Origin of the sequence: Candidatus Nitrospira neomarina, assembly GCF_032051675.1 — a bacterium.
GTDB lineage: Bacteria > Nitrospirota > Nitrospiria > Nitrospirales > UBA8639 > Nitrospira_E > Nitrospira_E neomarina.
Map to the genome: position 1 here is coordinate 4,500,436 of NZ_CP116968.1, position 17,976 is coordinate 4,518,411.

Sequence of the window (17,976 nt, forward strand, 5' to 3'; positions counted from 1 at the left end):
AGAGGATTCATGATTTTATTCAATCCCGGTCCCGTCAATGTGTCTGAAAGAGTCCGTCAGGCTTTACTTCAACCGGATATCTGTCATCGAGAGTCGGAGTTTTCGGAACTATTGGCAGATATTCGGCAAAAATTGCTGAAGGTCTTCGTTCCTGGTGAAGAAGATGAGTACACCGCGATCGTGTTGACGGGTTCTGGCACGGCGGCTGTGGAAGCGGCGTTAATGTCCAGCATCCCTACCGGCAAGCGGGCGATGGTGATTAACAACGGGGTGTATGGCCAACGGATGTCTTCCATGGTGGCAACACAGCGTTTGGGTACGCCGGACTTAAAGTATGACTGGGGAATCGTACCGGATCCGCAGACGATTGATTTGGCGCTAAAGCAACATCCGGAAGTGCACACCGTCGCCATGGTGCACCATGAAACGACCCTGGGGTTGATTAATCCGGTGAAGGAAGTTGCGGAGGTCGTGGACCGGTATAATCGGGTCTTTATGGTGGACTCTGTGAGCGGGCTGGGAGGAGAGGCCCTGGATATTGCCGGAAATAAATTATACATGGTTGCGGGGGCCGCTCAGAAATGTATTCAAGGTTTTCCAGGTGCCGCGTTTGTGTTGGTCCGCAAAGGCTTTATGGAGCGGATGATGAAATATCCCAAGCGGTCCTGGTATTTGAATTTGGCTAATTATTATGAAGAACAGGAGCGGGGGACGATTCCCTTTACTCCGGCCGTGCAGGTTTATTATGCGTTCCGCGAAGCGATTAATGAACTCTTAGAAGAAGGCCTCGACAACCGGATTCAACGATTTAAGGGCTATGCCACCACCATTCGGACGCGTCTGGAAGAGTGGGGCGTCAAGCCGGTACTGGCTCCCACGCTTCAAAGTAATACCTTAACCGCCTTTTATCTGCCTGAAGGGTGTGCCTACCAAGGGCTGCATGACGAATTAAAACGAGCCGGATACGTGATCTATGCCGGGCAGGGGCAATTGGAAGAGAAAGTGTTCCGTATTGCCAATATTGGTGCCTTGACCAATCAGAATATCGAAGGATTCCTCTCCGCTTTTCAGTCCATACTTTCGGGAGCCAGAGCGTGAAGGCAATTATTTTTGCAGCGGGTGTGGGGAAACGGTTGCAGGGTGTGACAGAAGGGCGACCGAAATGCCTCATCGATCTTTGCGGAAGGACTTTATTATCCCGGCATGTCGAAGCTCTAGGGCAATCGGGTGTATCCCAGGTGGTGGTGGTGGTGGGGTACGCTCAGAATCATATTCGAGAAGCCATGGCCGCTGACCCCTTTGTTCAAGAGGTCAGATGGGTGGTGAATGAACAGTTTACTCGTGGGAGCATCACGTCATTGTGGGCGGCACGGTCTGAAATGGACGATGATGTTGTGCTCATGGATGCCGATGTTCTTTACGCCCCATCGATTCTGGCTCGTTTGGTTCGTTCTCCCTTTCCGACCGCCTTGTTAATGGATGAGACGGTAAAGCAGGAATCGGAAGAGTGTATGATTGCCGCGAAGGCCGGTCGAGTCCTCACCTTAAGTAAAAGCCTGCCATCTGCCTATGATGAGGCCGGCGAAGGGGTCGGGTTTCTCAAAGTCCAAGAACAGGATATTCCAGCACTGTTGCAATCGGTTCAAGCCTATGTTGCAGTTGGAGCGCTTGATATGGAATATGAGGACGCGCTAAAAGAGTTTTTTGAGAAGGTGCCGGTGGGATACGAAAAAATCGGAGGTCTTCCGTGGATAGAAATTGATTTCCCTGAAGATATAGCTCGGGCGGAGTCTGAGATCTTGCCCGCCGTGATACGCTTAGAGGAGAATACCAGGGCCACCACACTGAGACCGTAGGAATGAGTGTATGGACGGAATACTTAAACAAGAAGCCACCCATGCGGTCGATACGGCAATTTTATTAACGTCGGTCGGCGTCTTTGACCCCGGAGCCGTTGGGACAGGTGATGCAGTTCCCAGTCCCTTGACTCGTGTCGGCGGCATGACGCTGTTCCAACGGGCGGTGTTCACGTTGCAGCGAGGCGGAATTTCTCAAATTTGGGTGTTAGCTGGGCCGGAAGAACAAGCTCTTCGTCAGTTACTTCGTGAAGATAGCCGGGTACAGGCCGCCGTCCGTTGGTTGCCGGTTCGGGAATTCCCTCCTCATGACCCTCAGACCTGGGAAGCGCTTGCGGAGGAAATAAATGGAGCCTGTATGATCGTGGGTTGCCATACCGTGTATTCTCCCGCATTGATCCAGCGCTTGCGAGTTGAAGGATCTCAAGGAAAGGCAGTCGTAGTCGTTGGTCATCCTGAGGAAGGACATCACCGGGGAAATCCCGGGGTGGCGTTCCGGCCTGAGGGCTTGGAGGGACGATCAACCTCGACGGTGGTCTTCCATGACCAGGCAGTTTCCCAGACGTCCCAGTCCTCAACGAAAAATCAGACTCCTGATCGAAGCCGGTTGCCGCTGGTTGGAGATCTTCTAGTTCTCCCAGCCAGGCTCTTGGGAATTTCAGGCGTGTTACATGCGAATGGCACGAATCCCCTTCGGTTGGCATTGGAGCAAGCGGCAGTGGAAGGGACGATTCAAACCCTTGGCGGCGCTTCTCAGTGGTTCAGAGATGTTCGTGGGCCTAAGGGGCCCCAACTCGCTGAGCGGACGCTGTTGGAGGCACTCCAGACAATTAAAGGTGGTTTGGATGGGTTGGTGGATCGTTATGTGAATCGTAAATGTTCCGGTCTGCTGACGCATGGGTTTTTGCGGTTGGGATGGTCACCGAACATGATTACGATGCTATCCATGGTCGTAGGGCTCGTGGGTGCGGGGCTTTTTGTGCCAGGGTCATGGAAGCTTGCCATTCTCGGGGGACTGATCTTGCAATTGTCTGTCATCATTGATTGCTGCGATGGGGAGGTCGCCCGGCTGACGTTTTCAGAGTCCAAGTTTGGGCAAGAACTCGATATTTGGGCAGATAATATCGTGCACATTGTGTTGTTTGCCGCCATCGCCTGCGGGGCGTTTCTCCAGGGGCCGTGGGAGCATACGCACCTCCCCCTTCTGCTTGGGGCCTCAGCGGTTTTAGCGAATGTCGTGTCGTTACTGTTAGTCAATCATGCGCGGCAATTGCGATCTCGTCCTCGTGAAATTCGGCAACTCACAGAACAAGAACGATCCAATATTGATTTTATGTTGGGCAAAGTCGCCAATCGCGATTTTTCCATCATGGTGCTACTGAGTGCTGGCTTTGGCTTCCTGCACTGGTTTTTGGCCCTGGCCGCGATTGGCTCGTGGCTCTTTGTCATGTCGATGGCCTGGATGCTTCGCCGTAGTCTTATCCCTCGTGCTTAAACTGCTTTTCCTGATCGTCGGCCTTGCGGCCCTGGTCGGGATTGTTCTCCACATCGGCCTCGAACCGATTGAGCAGACCGTTTCTCAATTAGGTATCCTACATCTCGGGCTCATCCTCCTTCCCATGATTCTGGTCTACGGGTTAGAAGCCTTGGGATGGCAACTCACTCTGGGTTCTCATGCTCGCAATGTCGGGTTCATGCAGTTATTTGCCATTCGGATGGCTGGCGAAACCGTAAATGTCACGACTCCCACGGCCTATGTCGGTGGGGAGCCCCTGAAGGCCTATCTTCTCAAACGATACGGGGTGCCAATGGTGGATGGGTTGGCATCCGTGATTACCGCGAAGACCACCATGACCTTCGCTCAAGTGCTTTTTATCTTGCTGGGATTGGCGATGGCTTTTTGGATACTTGGCGATTCAGGTCATTCCTGGATGGCGATGCTGGTCAGTGTGGGAGTCTTAGCGTTTGGAGTCGGGCTGTTTGTGCTGCTCCAACGTCGGGGTCTCGGTATGGGGTGCTTGGGCCTTTTACGGTCATGCGGTATCAGGTTCTCCTTTCTTGAAAAACGAGAACCACAACTCCAGGAGCTGGACGGCACGATCCGTGGATTTTATTCTCAGCACCGGCAGACCTTTTATGCGGCGTTGGGCGTATTTTTTTTGGCGTGGATGATGGAAACGCTTGAGGTCTATGCCATTCTCTACTTTCTCGGTGTGAGGATCGATGTGTGGGTAGCTCTTTCAATCGCGGCGCTCACGGTGCTCATTAAAGGCGGAACATTTTTCATTCCGGGAAGCCTGGGTGCACAAGAAGGGGGATACACCCTACTATTGATGACGTTTGGTTATTCGGAAGTGACGGGAATCACTTTTGCGCTTATTCGACGAATGCGAGAAATCCTCTGGATTGTCTTTGGACTTATTTGCCTGATGGTGTTGAAAGGTCGGAGTGGTGAGCCGGACCAGATGACCTCGTTGGAACGGTAGGGGACAAACTGGATGATTCCGTAGAAATATTCGGTGACTTGAACTCTCAGGGTCTATTGTGAATAATCGGACTCTCACGAATAGTTGCCCGAGAAAGGATGAGGTAACGATGGATATTGAACTGGGAAAGAATACCCTTCGGAATACCGATGGCGTCTTTATCGCTCACGGTAAAGAACAGCTTCGTATTGAGTGGTTGGAAGAGGAGAAAAAATTGGCATTGAGTATGGGTGTGTTTATGCCAACCGGAACGGAAGTGGCCAAATTGCAACGCAACGTCTGGGAACACAACCCTGGCGATCGGTTTGTCCTTACCGAGTTGCCGGATAGCGTCAAGGTGGAAGATACGACCCTGAAGACCCTCGTCATGGAAATCCACAAAAAGTCCCACCAAGCTGTGGCCATTCCTTCTGCAAAATTTTATACCTCGAAAGGCACCTTGTCTGAAATCTCCCCGGAATGGTGGCGGGTTGGTAACAAAATGGAACTGACCGGCATAGATGCCGACCTCGAAGGGGGCAGCATCGAACTCCCTGAATAACTCGACGTCGCCAAATTCCCTCTTTTTTTTGGCCAAGGGCCAAATTTTCTAGCTCTTTTTGCTCAATTGGTATGTGGGAAATGAAGCTATGGAAATAGGTCCCGGCTTGTGAGGCCAAGTCCTATTTTTTTTTGTGGTTGAGCCAAAATGTGAGGTGAGCATCCGGAAGCGGGGTTCTGCGGAGTCGTGACGAAACTGTCGTCGATGCTCTGAAGGCCATCAAGAATGGCCATGTCAAAAAATGAGGCTACTTCACTGCCGTCTTGGCGCGGGCCATCATGCGACAGAAGGAGCAGGTTCCCGCGGTCGTGGGTTGGCTGCATACGGTACAGGGTTGCAAGGTGGTTTGGTCGATCTGGCTCATAGATGGGGCCACAGAGGATGATTTTTCCTGTCTATCAAGGAATCCCCAATAAAACCGTTGCTTGGTTCCCGGGGATTCCGCTTCCAAGCGATTAAGCGCGTCTTTATACACCAACATCTTTGCGCCTTTAGCCATCGGGCATTCTTCGACTAAATAGTCAATCCGGTTGACCACAGCATAGGCCGCAATCTCCCGTTCGGTCATTCGGTAGAGCGGTTTTACTTTTTTCGCAAAGCCTTCGACGGAGGCGGGAAGGGTTGGCGACTGTTTCTGCAAATATTCCTCCTGCCACTGCAGGACATTGCCCAGAAGTCTGGCCGCCTCATCATCTAAATTATGGCCGGTGGCCATCACGTCGTAGTGGTTTTGCCAGGCTACCCGATTAAACTGATACCGTTTAATCGTGCCACAGGCAGAGCATGTGGGGCGCTTGATCAGATTAGCCAATTCTTTAATGCCGGCTCCTGCGTCTTCTTCCACGGTATGAATCGTCAGTTGGGATCCGCAGGGTTCAGCCACCACTTTGGCAAACTGTTCGACTTTTTCTTTTGACCGGCTGGAATAACCGGGGATGCCTAAATCAACATACAAGGCATCGACCCGATAGCCTAATTTCAGAAGAATTTCCCAAAGGGTCAGGCTGTCTTTCCCTCCGGAAACGGCAACCAGAACGCGATCTTCAGGGGAAAACATTTGTTGAGCCTTAATGGCTCGTTGCACCTGGGTTCGGACAAATTCAGTGAGACAGCCCCCACAAAACGCCGTATTGTGCCTTGGTAGTCCCAGCACCGCCCGTTTTGGACATTTTCGGCAGCGCATGTGTTTACCCTCCGGATATGACCGGGCGGATTTCAATGCTATCCCCATCCGCTACGGTTTCGTCTTCGGTCATGAGATCCTGCCCGCGTATGATCAAGAAAGCCTCAGGGATTAAATTGAGTTCTTTGAAAATGTCGGCAACCCGTTTGGGGCCTTGGATGACCAGGTCACGAGTGGGATGGCTAAGATGGACTTTCATAGGTTCGAATCATAAAGACAGGTTCATGGGATTGGCAACTGATTTAAATAATGCGACTTTTTGTCTTCGCCAGAGGGAAGTTTGCTATTGCTTCCCAGCAAGTCCGTTTGCCGAACAACCTAATGGGCCATAATGTAGAGTGAACGGAAGACCTATGATAGGATGCAGATACTTACCTTTCTCACAAATGAACACCCGTCACGCGAGATAGCTCACTTATTATGGATAACGAAGGAGCAAGAATGAAACCCGCATGCGATTCGCTGGACCAGCTTTGTATTAACACCATTCGTACCTTATCGATGGATGCGGTGCAAGCCGCAAACTCCGGGCATCCCGGTACTCCGATGGCCTTGGCTCCTGTCGCCTATTGGCTCTGGAATCGGATCTTGCGTTCTGATCCAAGCGATCCCATCTGGCCGAATCGAGATCGGTTTGTTCTCTCGGCCGGGCATGCATCAATGTTGCTTTATTCCCTGTTGCATCTCTGTGGCGTGAAATCGGTGAACGGGCAATATGAGCAATTGGGTGAGCTTTCGGTGACGTTGGAGGACATTAAACGGTTCCGGCAATTAGAGAGTAAATGCCCTGGTCATCCTGAGTATCGTTGGACTTCGGGTATCGAAACGACGACCGGTCCCTTAGGTCAGGGTGTCGCAACCAGTGTGGGCATGGCGATTGCGCAACGATGGATGGCCGAGTATTTCAATCGCCCGGATTTTGAAATGTTTAACTATAATGTGTATGCCATTTGTGGTGATGGGTGTTTAATGGAAGGGGTGTCCTCGGAGGCGGCATCTCTTGCCGGACACCTTAAATTGTCGAATCTCTGTTGGATCTATGATAACAATAAGATCACCATTGAAGGCCATACGGACCTGGCTTTTTCTGAAGATGTGGCCACTCGGTTTATCGCCTATGGCTGGAATGTGACTCGTGTGGGGGATGCCAATGATCTCAAGATGCTGGATCGGGCATTTGGCACATTTTTCAAGGAATCAGATCGTCCGACCCTGATCATTGTCGACAGCCATATTGGGTATGGAGCTCCGAATAAACAGGATACGCATTCGGCTCATGGTGAACCCTTGGGTGAAGAAGAAATCCGGTTAGCCAAACGCTATTATGGTTGGCCGGAAGACACACGATTTCTTGTGCCCGAGGAAGTGCCCGTTCATTTTCAACAGGGTATCGGGAAACGAGGCAAAGAGTTGCGGACCGCGTGGATGGCCCGGTTTGCAGACTATCAAACCAAATATCCGGAATTGGCTGGCCACTTGTATCACATGCAACATCGACAATTGCCCGATGGCTGGGACCGTAAAGTTCCTGTTTTTCCGCCTGACGCCAAGGGACTTGCCGGGCGGGAAGTGTCGGGAATCGTATTGAATGCGTTGGCAGCTACTATTCCCTGGTTCTTTGGTGGGGCCGCAGACCTGGCTCCCTCCACGAAGACTCGATTAACTTTTGAGGGAGCCGGGGATTTGACCGGCAGCAATCCATCAGGACGGAATATCCATTTTGGGGTTCGGGAGCATGCGATGGGCGCGATTTTGAATGGCCTGTCTTTGTCAAAAGTTCGCCCCTATGGCTCAGGGTTTCTGATCTTTAGCGATTATGCCAGACCGGCCATCCGGTTAAGTGCCTTGATGGAAATTCCTGTCGTGCATATCTTTACCCATGATTCCATTGGGGTCGGGGAAGATGGACCGACCCACCAGCCCATTGAACAAATCTCTTCGCTTCGCGCAATTCCCGGGTTAATGGTGTTTCGCCCTGGAGATGCCAACGAAATTGTCGAAGCGTGGAAGGTGATTATGGAATTGCGGCATGAACCGGTGATTATGATCGTCTCGCGGCAGGCGATTCCCACATTGGATCGCACGAAATATGCGTCTGCGTCCGGCGTGGCCAAAGGCGCTTATATATTGGCGGACTCCCCAGATGGGTGCCCAGAAGTCTTATTGCTCGGAACGGGAAGCGAAGTCCCATTGTGCGTGCAAGCCCATGAGCAATTGGGGCTTGAAGGGATAAAAAGCCGGGTCGTCAGTATGCCTTCCTGGGAATTGTTCGAACAACAATCGGAAGACTATCGCCGCTCGGTCATTCCCCCCGATGTCGTCGCGCGGGTATCGGTCGAGCAAGCCTCTGTCTTTGGATGGGGGAACTATGTCGGAACCCAGGGCCATTCGATAGGGATGAAATCGTTTGGCGCCTCGGCTCCGCTCAAGGAATTAGCTAAAAAATTTGGGTTTACGGTTGAGCATGTGGTGGCAGCGGCCAAGGCGCAGATTGCACGGCATCAAGCTCATGCGACAGCCGCTGACCGCTAACTTTATCCTTTCAAGGAGAATCTCACCATGAATCCACTCGTCCAACTTCGTGAGATGGGGCAAAGTCCCTGGTATGACTATATTCGTCGTGGTTTGATTACCTCGGGGGACCTCCAGACGCTTATTGAGCAGGACGGCCTCATGGGTATGACCTCGAATCCCTCGATTTTTGAAAAAGCGATTGCGGGGAGTGCGGACTATGATGAAGCGATTGCACAGGTCGCGTCTCAGGTGACGAGCGTCAAACAGATTTATGAGGGAGTAGCCATTCAAGACATCCAGGATGCAGCCGATCTGATGCGGCCAGTTTATGAGACCTCGGACGGTCGTGATGGCTATGTCAGCCTGGAGGTCTCTCCGGATTTGGCCTTTGATACACAAGGCACCATCGATGAAGCGGTCCGTTTGTGGCAAACCGTGGGCCGGGACAATGTCATGATTAAAGTGCCTGGAACCCCCCAGGGGTTACCCGCCATTGAGGAGCTTCTGTCCCAGGGCATCAATATCAATGTTACTCTTTTATTCAGTGTGGTGATATATGAGCAGGTGGCCTGGAGTTATATCCGTGGATTGAAACGGTTGGCGGCGCATAGAGGGAATTTGCATCGTATCGCCTCGGTGGCCAGTTTTTTCGTCAGTCGAATTGATACGCTGATTGATAAAAAACTAGACGCAAAAATCTCAAAAGAATCCCGTCCTGCCCAACGAGCGATCCTGGAAGGTCTACTGGGAAAGGTCGCCATTGCCAATGCCAAGCTGGCTTATAAAATTTTTCAGGAAGTCTTTGCGAGCTCCGAATTCCAACTCCTTAAAGCAGAAGGTGCGCGGGTCCAGCGGGTCCTTTGGGCGAGCACGGGGACGAAAAATCCCAAATATCCGGATACCTATTATGTTGATAATCTCATCGGTCCGGATACCGTGAACACGATGCCTGAAGCGACGTTTACGGCTTTCCGGACTCACGGAACCGTGAAGAATACGATTCAGGAGGGCCTCGCTGAAGCGAAAAAAACCATGCAGCAGTTGGCCGAAGCTGGAATTTCAATGGAGGAGGTCACCGACACCCTTCTGCAGGATGGCGCACAATTATTTTTGGATGCCTTTGATCAATTAATGGGCGTGATTAGCCGGAAACGGGCTATCATTTTAGGGGAAAAAGTAGACCGGGTTGCCTATTCGGTTGGCCCGCTGCAGCCGAAGATTGATGAGGCGCTCAACGAATTTCAGCATACGAATCTGGTTCGCCGTTTGTGGAGCAAAGATCCTACGGTCTGGCATCACGATCCTGCCCATCAGGAGATCATTCGGAATGCCTTGGGGTGGTTGCGAATTACAGAACAACAACTCTCCTCGATACCCCGATTGCTGGCTTTGGCAAAAGAGATCAAAGAAGCGGGGTTTCAACATGTTCTGATCCTGGGTATGGGGGGAAGCAGCTTGTGCCCGGAAGTCTGCCGGATGACCTTTGGCTTGATTCCCGGATATCCCGAATTACATGTTTTGGATAGCACGGTACCCTCGCAGGTGCGGGCATTTGAACATCGGGTCGATTTGGCAAAAACGTTGTGTGTGGTAGCCAGTAAATCGGGATCCACGACCGAACCCCTCGTGTTTCAAAAATATTTCTTTGAGCGTATGCGGCAGATTGTCGGGGAGAAGGCGGGCAATCATTTTGTGGCTATTACCGATCCTGGCTCGTTGCTGGAGCAGATGGCCAAAGAGCTGCGATTCAGATATATTCTGCCGGGTGTCCCAGAAATTGGCGGGCGATATTCGGCCCTTTCTAATTTTGGCATGGTCCCTGCCGCTTTAATGGGCGTGAATATTGAGCATTTTTTGTATCGGGCGGAACGCATGCGTCATTCCTGTGGGGCTAGCGTGCCCCCTCAGGATAACCCAGGTGTGATCCTCGGGACGGTCCTGGGTATATGTGCCAAGGCTGGAAAGGACAAGCTGACGTTTGTGACCTCGCCGGCACTATGGGATCTGGGGGCGTGGTTAGAACAATTGGTGGCTGAAAGCACGGGGAAAGAAGGAAAGGGAATTATTCCCATTGATGGGGAATCCTTAGGAGACCCTGAGGTCTATGCCCAGGACCGGGTCTTTGCCTATATCCGATATGAACAAGGGATTGATGCCACCCAGGACGCTAAAGTAAAGGCACTTGAACAAGCCGGGCATCCGGTGATTCGCATCAACGTCGCCGATCTGATTAATCTTGGTGAGCAATTTTTCTTATGGGAAATGGCCACGGCGGTGGCCGGAGCTTTGTTAGAGATTAATGCATTCGATCAGCCAAACGTTCAGGAAAGTAAGGATTACACAAAGAAATATTTAGAAGGCTTCACCCGGAACGGCACCTTGCCGGATTTCCCCTCTTTCCTCACCGATGGCAATGTAACCGTCTATACCGATGAACTGAACGCCTCTGTCCTCAAAGGCAAGGCTTCATTGGAAACCGTACTGGGCGCGCATCTCGCTCGTATTCAATCAGGTGATTATTTGGCCATCAATGCCTACGTGGAACGTACCGATCCGGTTCATGCAATTTTTCAACGCATCCGCACCAACATTCGTGAGAACAAACAGATTGCAACCACGTTAGGATATGGCCCACGATTTCTCCATTCCACGGGGCAATTGCATAAGGGGGGACCCAATTCTGGCGTTTTTATTCAGGTGACATGCGATGATCGGGAAGATCTTCCCATTCCTGGTGAACCATATTCGTTTGGCGTGTTGAAAGATGCACAAGCATTGGGCGATATGCAAAGTCTGAGTAGCCGTCAACGACGGGTCATTCGTCTTCACCTAGGGGCCGATGTTGAAAAGGGGTTGTCTCGCCTAGAGCAATCGATTGAAGCCGGCATTGGGTCGCATGCTCACTAGGAGGTTGTCGGACTTCGGAATCAGCTGCACATGTGCCAATCGGTCCAGAGTTCGTCCTGGATCCCCAAAGTTCGACGGGGTCTAAGTCACGCTCATAAGAAGACGTTGAACCGGTTTGGTAAAGAGGGAAGCGGGGATAACGTTTATCTCGTCACGACATTTGTGCGAGCAAGATTAACAGAAAGGATGGCCTAGATTTTTCGCCAATGGTGCCCGCCTGCATGAATCAGTCGATCGGCTTCGACGGGCCCCCAACTGCCGGCGGGATATTCGGGTAACCATTTGGTTTCATATGCACTCCATCCTTCAAGGATATCCGTGACCCATTTCCACGAAGCCTCAACGGCATCCCGTCTCATGAACAAGGAGGTATCCCCCGCCATGACATCCAACAGCAATCGTTCATAGGCTTCCGGAGAAGGCGCCTTAAAAGCATCACCGTAGTGAAAGTCCATATCAACCGGATGCGTTTGGGCTTTAGTCCCCGGTACTTTAGAAATAATGCGAAGGGCCATGCCTTCTTCGGGTTGAATACGAAGCGTGAGCAGATTCGGAGCCTGGGGAATTTGCGGATTGGCATTAAATAAAATCTGGGGAATGTCCTTGAATTGGACGGCGATTTCGCTGGCGCGCGTCGGCATGGCTTTCCCCGTGCGAATATAGAATGGCACTCCGGCCCAGCGCCAGTTTTCCACAAAAACTTTTAAGGCCACATATGTCTCCGTGGTGGAGTCCGGTTGGACCCCTTCCTCTCGTCGATAGCCAGGGACTTCCTGGCCCTTGATGTTGCCATGGGCATACTGGGCGCGAACAGTCATCTTTTCGACGTCTTGTCCGCGAATTGGGCGCAGTCCCCGTAACACATCCATTCGAGCATTCCGTACCACATCCGGATCCAGCGAGTAAGGAGGTTCCATCGCGATCAGGCAGAGCAGTTGCAAAATGTGATTTTGCACCATGTCTCGAAGGGCTCCTGCTGTTTCGTAATAGGTGGCTCGGGTCCCGAGGGTGACGGCTTCGCTGACGGTCAATTGTACGTGGTCGATGTATTTATGATTCCATAGCGGTTCAAAGATGGAGTTGGCAAACCGCATGACCATAATATTCTGCACGGTCTCTTTCCCCAGATAATGATCGATGCGATATATTTGCGATTCATCGAAGACATTTCCGATGGCCGTATTAATCGCGCGAGCAGAAGACAAATCGTGTCCAATCGGTTTTTCCACAATGACCCGGGAGTACGTGTCCGCCTGATCGGGGACCGCCACTAACCCGGCCTTCTGGAGCCCCTCGCATGCGGGTGCAAAGGAGGTTGGGGGGATGGCTAAATAAAAAATGCGATTGCCTGGTAGTTTGAATGGTGTTTCAATGTCCTTCAACCGGTCACGAATTTGCCCGTAATAGTCGGAGGCGGAAATATCTCCTGCACAATAAAACAATCGGCTTTGAAATGTTTTCCACTTGTCAGGGGCAAGTGTTTGCCGGGAAAATTGTTCGATGCCTTCACGGGCAATTCCGCGAAAAGCCTCATCCGAAAGAGGCTTCCGGCCTAATCCCAGTACGGCGAAATTGTCCGGTAACAAGCCGTCCAGAAGGAGGTTGTAGAGGGCCGGTAAAAGTTTACGCTTGGTCAGATCGCCCGAGGCACCGAAAATAACAATCGTGCATGGTTGAGTTGCTGCGGTTCGGTTGGTCGTGACGGTGGCTTCGGTCCTGGGAGAAGATTCAATGGGTGACATGTCGACCTCGCAAAAATCCGGTTATGGTCGGACGCTATGTCCGCCAAAAGCCTTCCGCAGGGCTGCTAACATTTTTTCCGCGAAGGAGGTATCCTGCCGCGAGCGGAATCGGGTGAATAAAGCGGTCGTCAGAGTGGGAACCGGTACGTCCTTTTCAATGGCATCCATTATCATCCACCGTCCCTCGCCGGAATCCTGTACGTAGCCTTGTAATTGTTCCAGCTTAGGATCCTGTTTGAGCGCTCCGGCGGCTAGTTCAAGCAGCCAGGACCTGACCACACTGCCATGCATCCAGAGATCGGCGATTGTGGCGAGATTCAGATTATAGTCACTCTTGGACATCAGTTCGAACCCTTCCGCGTATCCCTGCATCATACTGTATTCAATGCCATTGTGAACCATCTTCACATAATGCCCAGCGCCATGTCCCCCCACATGGGCCCATCCATTTTCCGGAGCCAAGGTTGTGAAGATCGGGGCCAATCGCTTGACGGGTTCCTGTTTTCCACCGACCATCAAACAATAGCCGATTTGCAATCCCCAAATACCCCCGCTGGTTCCGGCATCAATGTACTGGATGCCGCGAGTGTGAAGGTCGGCCGCCCGGCGAACGTCATCATGAAATTTCGTATTGCCTCCATCGATGATGATATCGTTGGGCTCCAAGATTTTCCCAAGATGTTGTACGGTTTCTTCGGTGGGTTGACCCGAGGGGACCATGACCCAGACGACTCGCGGTTTCGGTAATTTGGTGATCAGGTCTTCCAAGGATGAAGACGGATTTGCCCCCTTTGTTTCGGCCTCACTGATCAGGTCGGCCGACCGGTCGTAGGCAACAACCCGATGTCCTCCTTGGCTCAAACGGGTGACCATGTTCATTCCCATTTTGCCAAGTCCAATGAAACCGATATCCATATGCGATCCTCCTGTGATGTCGAGCGGTGGTCTTTTCAGTCGTCATTGATCCTGGCGTGAAGGTCATACTGACGGTCGATTACGCCTCACGACAGTGTGGGCGGCACGTTTCGTATTGAGAGCCAGATCAAGATTGCACGCCGCCGTTATAAGACCAAAATGTGTAAAGGCCTGTGGGAAATTTCCTAACTGTTCACCCGAGTGTGAGACTTCCTCGGCATATAAACGAAGATGATTACCATAACTTAACATTTTTTCAAAGATCAGTCGTGCTTCCGTCAATCGCCCCGCTTTTGTCAGGGCTTCGACTAACCAAAAGGTACACATGCTAAAGGTGCCTTCATCGCTGTCCAGTCCATCTGAGGCGGCCTTTCCGTTTTCATAACGATACACGAGACTCCCTAATGCCAGTTGCTCGAGTGTGCGGTCAATGGTTGAGAGCATTCGAGGATCAGTTGGAGACACAAAAAAGACCAGCGGCATAATCAGGTTGGCGGCATCCAATGCCTCGCTATCGTAGGATTGAACGAAGGCTCCAATGTCGGCATTCCATCCCCGTGCCATAATTTCCCGGTAGATCCGGTCTCGTTCCTCCATCCATCGGGCCCGGTTGCCTGGAAAGCCTCGTTTGTCGGCCAGACGAATGCCGCGATCTAAGGCCACCCAACACATGACTTTGGAATAGACAAAATGACGGCGTCCTCCTCTGACTTCCCAGATGCCTTCATCCGGCTGCTCCCAATTGTCGCAGACAAAATCCAAGAGGCGGCAAAGGTTTACCCAGAGATCATAGGAAATGGACGCGCCGTGTTTATTATAGAGATATACCGCGTCCATCAGTGCGCCGTACATATCCATTTGCAATTGAGACGCGGCTCCATTGCCGATGCGTACAGGGCGGGAACTGCGATGGCCATCCAGATGGGGCAACTCCTCTTCGGTCAGATTTCGACGACCGTCGATGCCATACATCAATTGGATAGATCCGTCAGGATTGAGTTCGCAACAACGGGCATTGAGCCAATCCATGAATCGACTGGCTTCCACCGTAAATCCCAGGCGTAATAGCCCGTATATAGAAAAGGCTGCATCCCGAATCCAGGTATATCGATAGTCCCAATTTCGGGGACCTCCGATATTTTCCGGAAGACTGGTTGTGGGAGCCGCCACAATGGCTCCGGTGGGGGCATACGTCAGCAGTTTGAGGGCTAAGGCGGAACGGTGAACCACTTCCCGCCATCGCCCATCGTATTGGCATTGTGCCAGCCAGCGCTGCCAGAAGGCGGATGTATTTCGAAAGGCTTCGTCGCCGGATTCAGGAGTGGATAACAGCTGGCTGCCGTTTTTGACTTCCAGGTATTCCAAAAAAAATGTCAGGCTTTCGCCCTGATGGAGTGTGAACTCCTGATACGCGAAATTTTCCCGCGTATGAAGGGGAATAGGGCTGACCAATCCCACGGATTGATCTCCGGATTGAAAGATGATGCCTTTCGGTCTGGTCTCGAGGTTATGAGGGTCCCGGCCGAAATTAAATGCGGGCGCGCATTCAAGTCGAAAGGTGACGGTTCCACGGACCACCGAGAGCATTCGGATAATTTGGTGGCGGCGAGGCCGGTATCCGGCTTCGTCGGATTCGATGGGCATGAAGTCAGTGAGTTCGCCAACACCATCATGTTGCAAAAACCGGGTCAGCAGAATATTGGTTTCCGGCAGGTACATTTGTCGGGTATTGCCATTTGTGACGGGAGCAATCTTGAAATACCCTCCAATTTTGTGATCAAGAATGGCTCCAAACAGGCTAGGGGAATCAAATCGTGGCAGGCAACACCAATCAATCGATCCATCGATCCCCACAAGGGCAATGGTGTGGAGATCTCCAATAATGCCGTAATCACCGATGTTTTTATAACTCATTTTTGGTTCTCATTAGGTGAAAATGGCTAAATCAAGAAATACAATAGCCAATATACCCAAAAATTAAGGAATAAACACTATATATAGCGATAAATTTATCGATAAGGCTCAATATTTAGATTTTGATTTAGATAGGACGAGTCCCCAATATGATCGTTCATCAGCAGCGCAACTGCAGAATATTGAATCCTATGATCAAAATGTGAAGTGACGTCATTAATTCGGCGCGTAGAAGACATGAAAATTCAGGAATTAACCAGTGCTACACGCGGATATCAATGAGGCGTGTTGAGGAATCTTCGTTGGGTGGTGGTTCTTCCGAGTGTTCCTCAATATCCTTGTGTTGTTTTTTTCTGTTGCGGCTGTAAAAACTTCCTTTTTGGCCCACATCTCCATCCTGGACCGAGGAAGTAGAGTGAGGGGAGGGGAGAGTTGGCAGGGGGGGATTGGTGATTTCCATAGAGCACCTTTACATTGTGGGTGATTATGGTGACATGTGAGAATTTTCCCTCTCTTAATACTACTTATCGTCAAAATGCTCTCAATCTTAAATGGAGGTATAGGTAAAAAGATGTCGCCTGCACAGTTCTCATCCTCCTCGGAAAAACATTGCCTTTTTGTGCTGAATCGGCTTCGACCTGCAAGCAGGCAAGCAGGTCGTCATTTGGTGATGTGCGGGCTTTTTCTTTCGTTCCGCGCAGCTAAGCCATTGTAAACTAAGCATGGAATTGCAGTTGTCAGAATGAGTGGCTCCTATTTCCTCCTGATGACAAGAAGTTGGTATGCCCGTATAATCGTAAGCAATGACTCCTCAAACTTCCCTGTCTTCGACGGGCCTCGATCTTACGGGTGTGTCCTCTACTCTCCGTAAACATCTTCCGTTCACTGCCGAACTAGAGCGATGCGTGCCGTTGGCGGGGGATGCCTCGAATCGTCGTTATTACCGTTTGCACCTGTCCATGGCTCCAGTTTCCTCTGTGGTTCTGATGAAGTTAGCCGATACGGAAGGGTTTAAAGCCTCTGAGGAGGCCGTGAGTGGAGCCGGGGGAGACGTCACTGAATTACCGTTCACGAATATTCTGAAACATCTGCAGAAGACTGGTGTTCAGGTTCCCGCGTTATATTTTTACGATGAATCCTGCGGCTTGCTCTACCTCGAAGATTTTGGAGACGTGACGCTGGCTCAAGCATGGCAGGAATCTGCCCCGGCTATTGGGGAGGATCTATACTGTAAGGCTGTTGATCAGCTCGTTCAGCTTCATCTCCAGGCCTCACATCCTTCCAGTGACCCCTGTGTGGCGTTGACCAGGTCTTTTGATGTTCCCCTTTATCTCTGGGAGTTTGAGCATTTCTTAGAATATGGCATTGTGGTGAGAGAGCGGCCTATGTGTGTCGACGATCAAATGCCGGTTCGGGAGGAATTTCAGAAAATGGCCGAATGGTTAGCCTCTCAGCCCCAGGTGTTTACCCATCGTGATTATCATTCCCGTAACTTGATGGTGGATGGGGAACGGCTGGGCGTCATTGATTTTCAAGATGCCTTGATGGGCCCTGTGACCTATGATTTGGCCTCCCTTTTGAGGGATTCCTACATCGCTCTCGATGAAGGGGTCATCGATCGTCTTATTGCTCGTTACGTAGAAGCCATGCGCCAGAATCTACCAGTTTCGCAACAATTGGCTATGCTATTCCATGATCCTGAAGCGTTTCGTCGGCTGTTTGACTTCACGAGTATTCAGCGCAATCTGAAGGCTGCCGGTCGATTTGTGTATATTGACCGCGTAAAGGGTAATTCGAATTTTTTGGCCTCAATACCCCACACATTAAAGAATGTTCGTGCCAATTTGGAAAAATATCCTCAACTCCATCGATTGCTCACCCATCTGACTCCGTATATCCCTGAATGGCGTTAGCTTCT

At 51.2% G+C, this 17,976-nt stretch carries 14 protein-coding genes; 8 read left to right on the top strand and 6 right to left on the bottom strand.

The features are described from left to right. Nucleotides 1-9 precede the first annotated feature (9 nt). The 5 genes from PQG83_RS19540 to PQG83_RS19560 all read left to right on the top strand — a co-directional run bounded on the left by PQG83_RS19540 (nt 10) and on the right by PQG83_RS19560 (nt 4,883). The gene (locus tag PQG83_RS19540; protein ID WP_312744631.1) at nt 10-1,098 is read left to right on the top strand and encodes a pyridoxal-phosphate-dependent aminotransferase family protein; all 1,089 of its coding nucleotides are present in this window, start codon (nt 10-12) and stop codon (nt 1,096-1,098) included. Next, on the top strand, nt 1,095-1,856 hold the full coding sequence (locus tag PQG83_RS19545) for a phosphocholine cytidylyltransferase family protein (protein WP_312744634.1): 762 nt from the start codon (nt 1,095-1,097) through the stop codon (nt 1,854-1,856). Before PQG83_RS19540 ends, PQG83_RS19545 begins: the two co-directional genes overlap by 4 nt. Before the next feature lie 10 nt (nt 1,857-1,866). Continuing rightward, a complete protein-coding gene (locus PQG83_RS19550) occupies nt 1,867-3,351 on the top strand; it encodes a CDP-alcohol phosphatidyltransferase family protein (RefSeq protein WP_312744637.1) in 1,485 nt (494 codons plus the stop codon). Then, nucleotides 3,344-4,342, top strand: a complete 999-nt coding sequence (locus tag PQG83_RS19555) for a flippase-like domain-containing protein (protein WP_312744640.1) — start codon at nt 3,344-3,346, stop codon at nt 4,340-4,342. Before PQG83_RS19550 ends, PQG83_RS19555 begins: the two co-directional genes overlap by 8 nt. Before the next feature lie 109 nt (nt 4,343-4,451). After that, nucleotides 4,452-4,883, top strand: a complete 432-nt coding sequence (locus PQG83_RS19560; RefSeq protein ID WP_312744643.1) for a hypothetical protein — start codon at nt 4,452-4,454, stop codon at nt 4,881-4,883. Between the two features lie 247 nt (nt 4,884-5,130). Here PQG83_RS19560 and PQG83_RS19565 read toward each other — a convergent pair whose 3' ends face one another. Continuing rightward, nucleotides 5,131-6,066 (bottom strand): PP-loop family protein, encoded by a 936-nt coding sequence (locus tag PQG83_RS19565; RefSeq protein WP_312744646.1) that lies wholly within the window; start codon nt 6,064-6,066, stop codon nt 5,131-5,133. A 4-nt stretch (nt 6,067-6,070) separates the two neighbouring features. Further along, the gene (locus tag PQG83_RS19570; RefSeq protein WP_312744649.1) at nt 6,071-6,265 is read right to left on the bottom strand and encodes a MoaD/ThiS family protein; all 195 of its coding nucleotides are present in this window, start codon (nt 6,263-6,265) and stop codon (nt 6,071-6,073) included. A 242-nt stretch (nt 6,266-6,507) separates the two neighbouring features. Between PQG83_RS19570 and tkt the strand changes: the two genes are divergently transcribed. After that, nucleotides 6,508-8,598, top strand: coding sequence for a transketolase (tkt, locus tag PQG83_RS19575; RefSeq protein WP_312744652.1), 2,091 nt, complete (start codon nt 6,508-6,510; stop codon nt 8,596-8,598). A gap of 27 nt (nt 8,599-8,625) precedes the next feature. Beyond that, nucleotides 8,626-11,487 carry a bifunctional transaldolase/phosoglucose isomerase gene (locus PQG83_RS19580; protein ID WP_312744655.1) on the top strand — a complete coding sequence of 954 codons (2,862 nt, stop codon included), beginning with the start codon at nt 8,626-8,628 and terminating at the stop codon, nt 11,485-11,487. A 191-nt stretch (nt 11,488-11,678) separates the two neighbouring features. Here PQG83_RS19580 and zwf read toward each other — a convergent pair whose 3' ends face one another. The 4 genes from zwf to PQG83_RS19600 all read right to left on the bottom strand — a co-directional run bounded on the left by zwf (nt 11,679) and on the right by PQG83_RS19600 (nt 16,518). Beyond that, the gene (gene zwf, locus PQG83_RS19585) at nt 11,679-13,229 is read right to left on the bottom strand and encodes a glucose-6-phosphate dehydrogenase (RefSeq protein ID WP_312744658.1); all 1,551 of its coding nucleotides are present in this window, start codon (nt 13,227-13,229) and stop codon (nt 11,679-11,681) included. Between the two features lie 21 nt (nt 13,230-13,250). Continuing rightward, entirely contained in the window at nt 13,251-14,144 is an 894-nt protein-coding gene (gene gnd / locus PQG83_RS19590; RefSeq protein ID WP_312744660.1) for a phosphogluconate dehydrogenase (NAD(+)-dependent, decarboxylating), read from the bottom strand. A gap of 63 nt (nt 14,145-14,207) precedes the next feature. Then, nucleotides 14,208-16,058, bottom strand: coding sequence for a glycoside hydrolase family 15 protein (locus PQG83_RS19595; protein ID WP_312744663.1), 1,851 nt, complete (start codon nt 16,056-16,058; stop codon nt 14,208-14,210). Between the two features lie 262 nt (nt 16,059-16,320). Beyond that, nucleotides 16,321-16,518 carry a hypothetical protein gene (locus tag PQG83_RS19600; RefSeq protein ID WP_312744666.1) on the bottom strand — a complete coding sequence of 66 codons (198 nt, stop codon included), beginning with the start codon at nt 16,516-16,518 and terminating at the stop codon, nt 16,321-16,323. 343 nt (nt 16,519-16,861) lie between these two features. Here PQG83_RS19600 and PQG83_RS19605 point away from each other — a divergent pair, with 343 nt between their 5' ends. Then, complete coding sequence (locus PQG83_RS19605) at nt 16,862-17,971, top strand: aminoglycoside phosphotransferase family protein (protein ID WP_312744669.1); 1,110 nt, start codon at nt 16,862-16,864, stop codon at nt 17,969-17,971. Nucleotides 17,972-17,976: the final 5 nt, after the last annotated feature.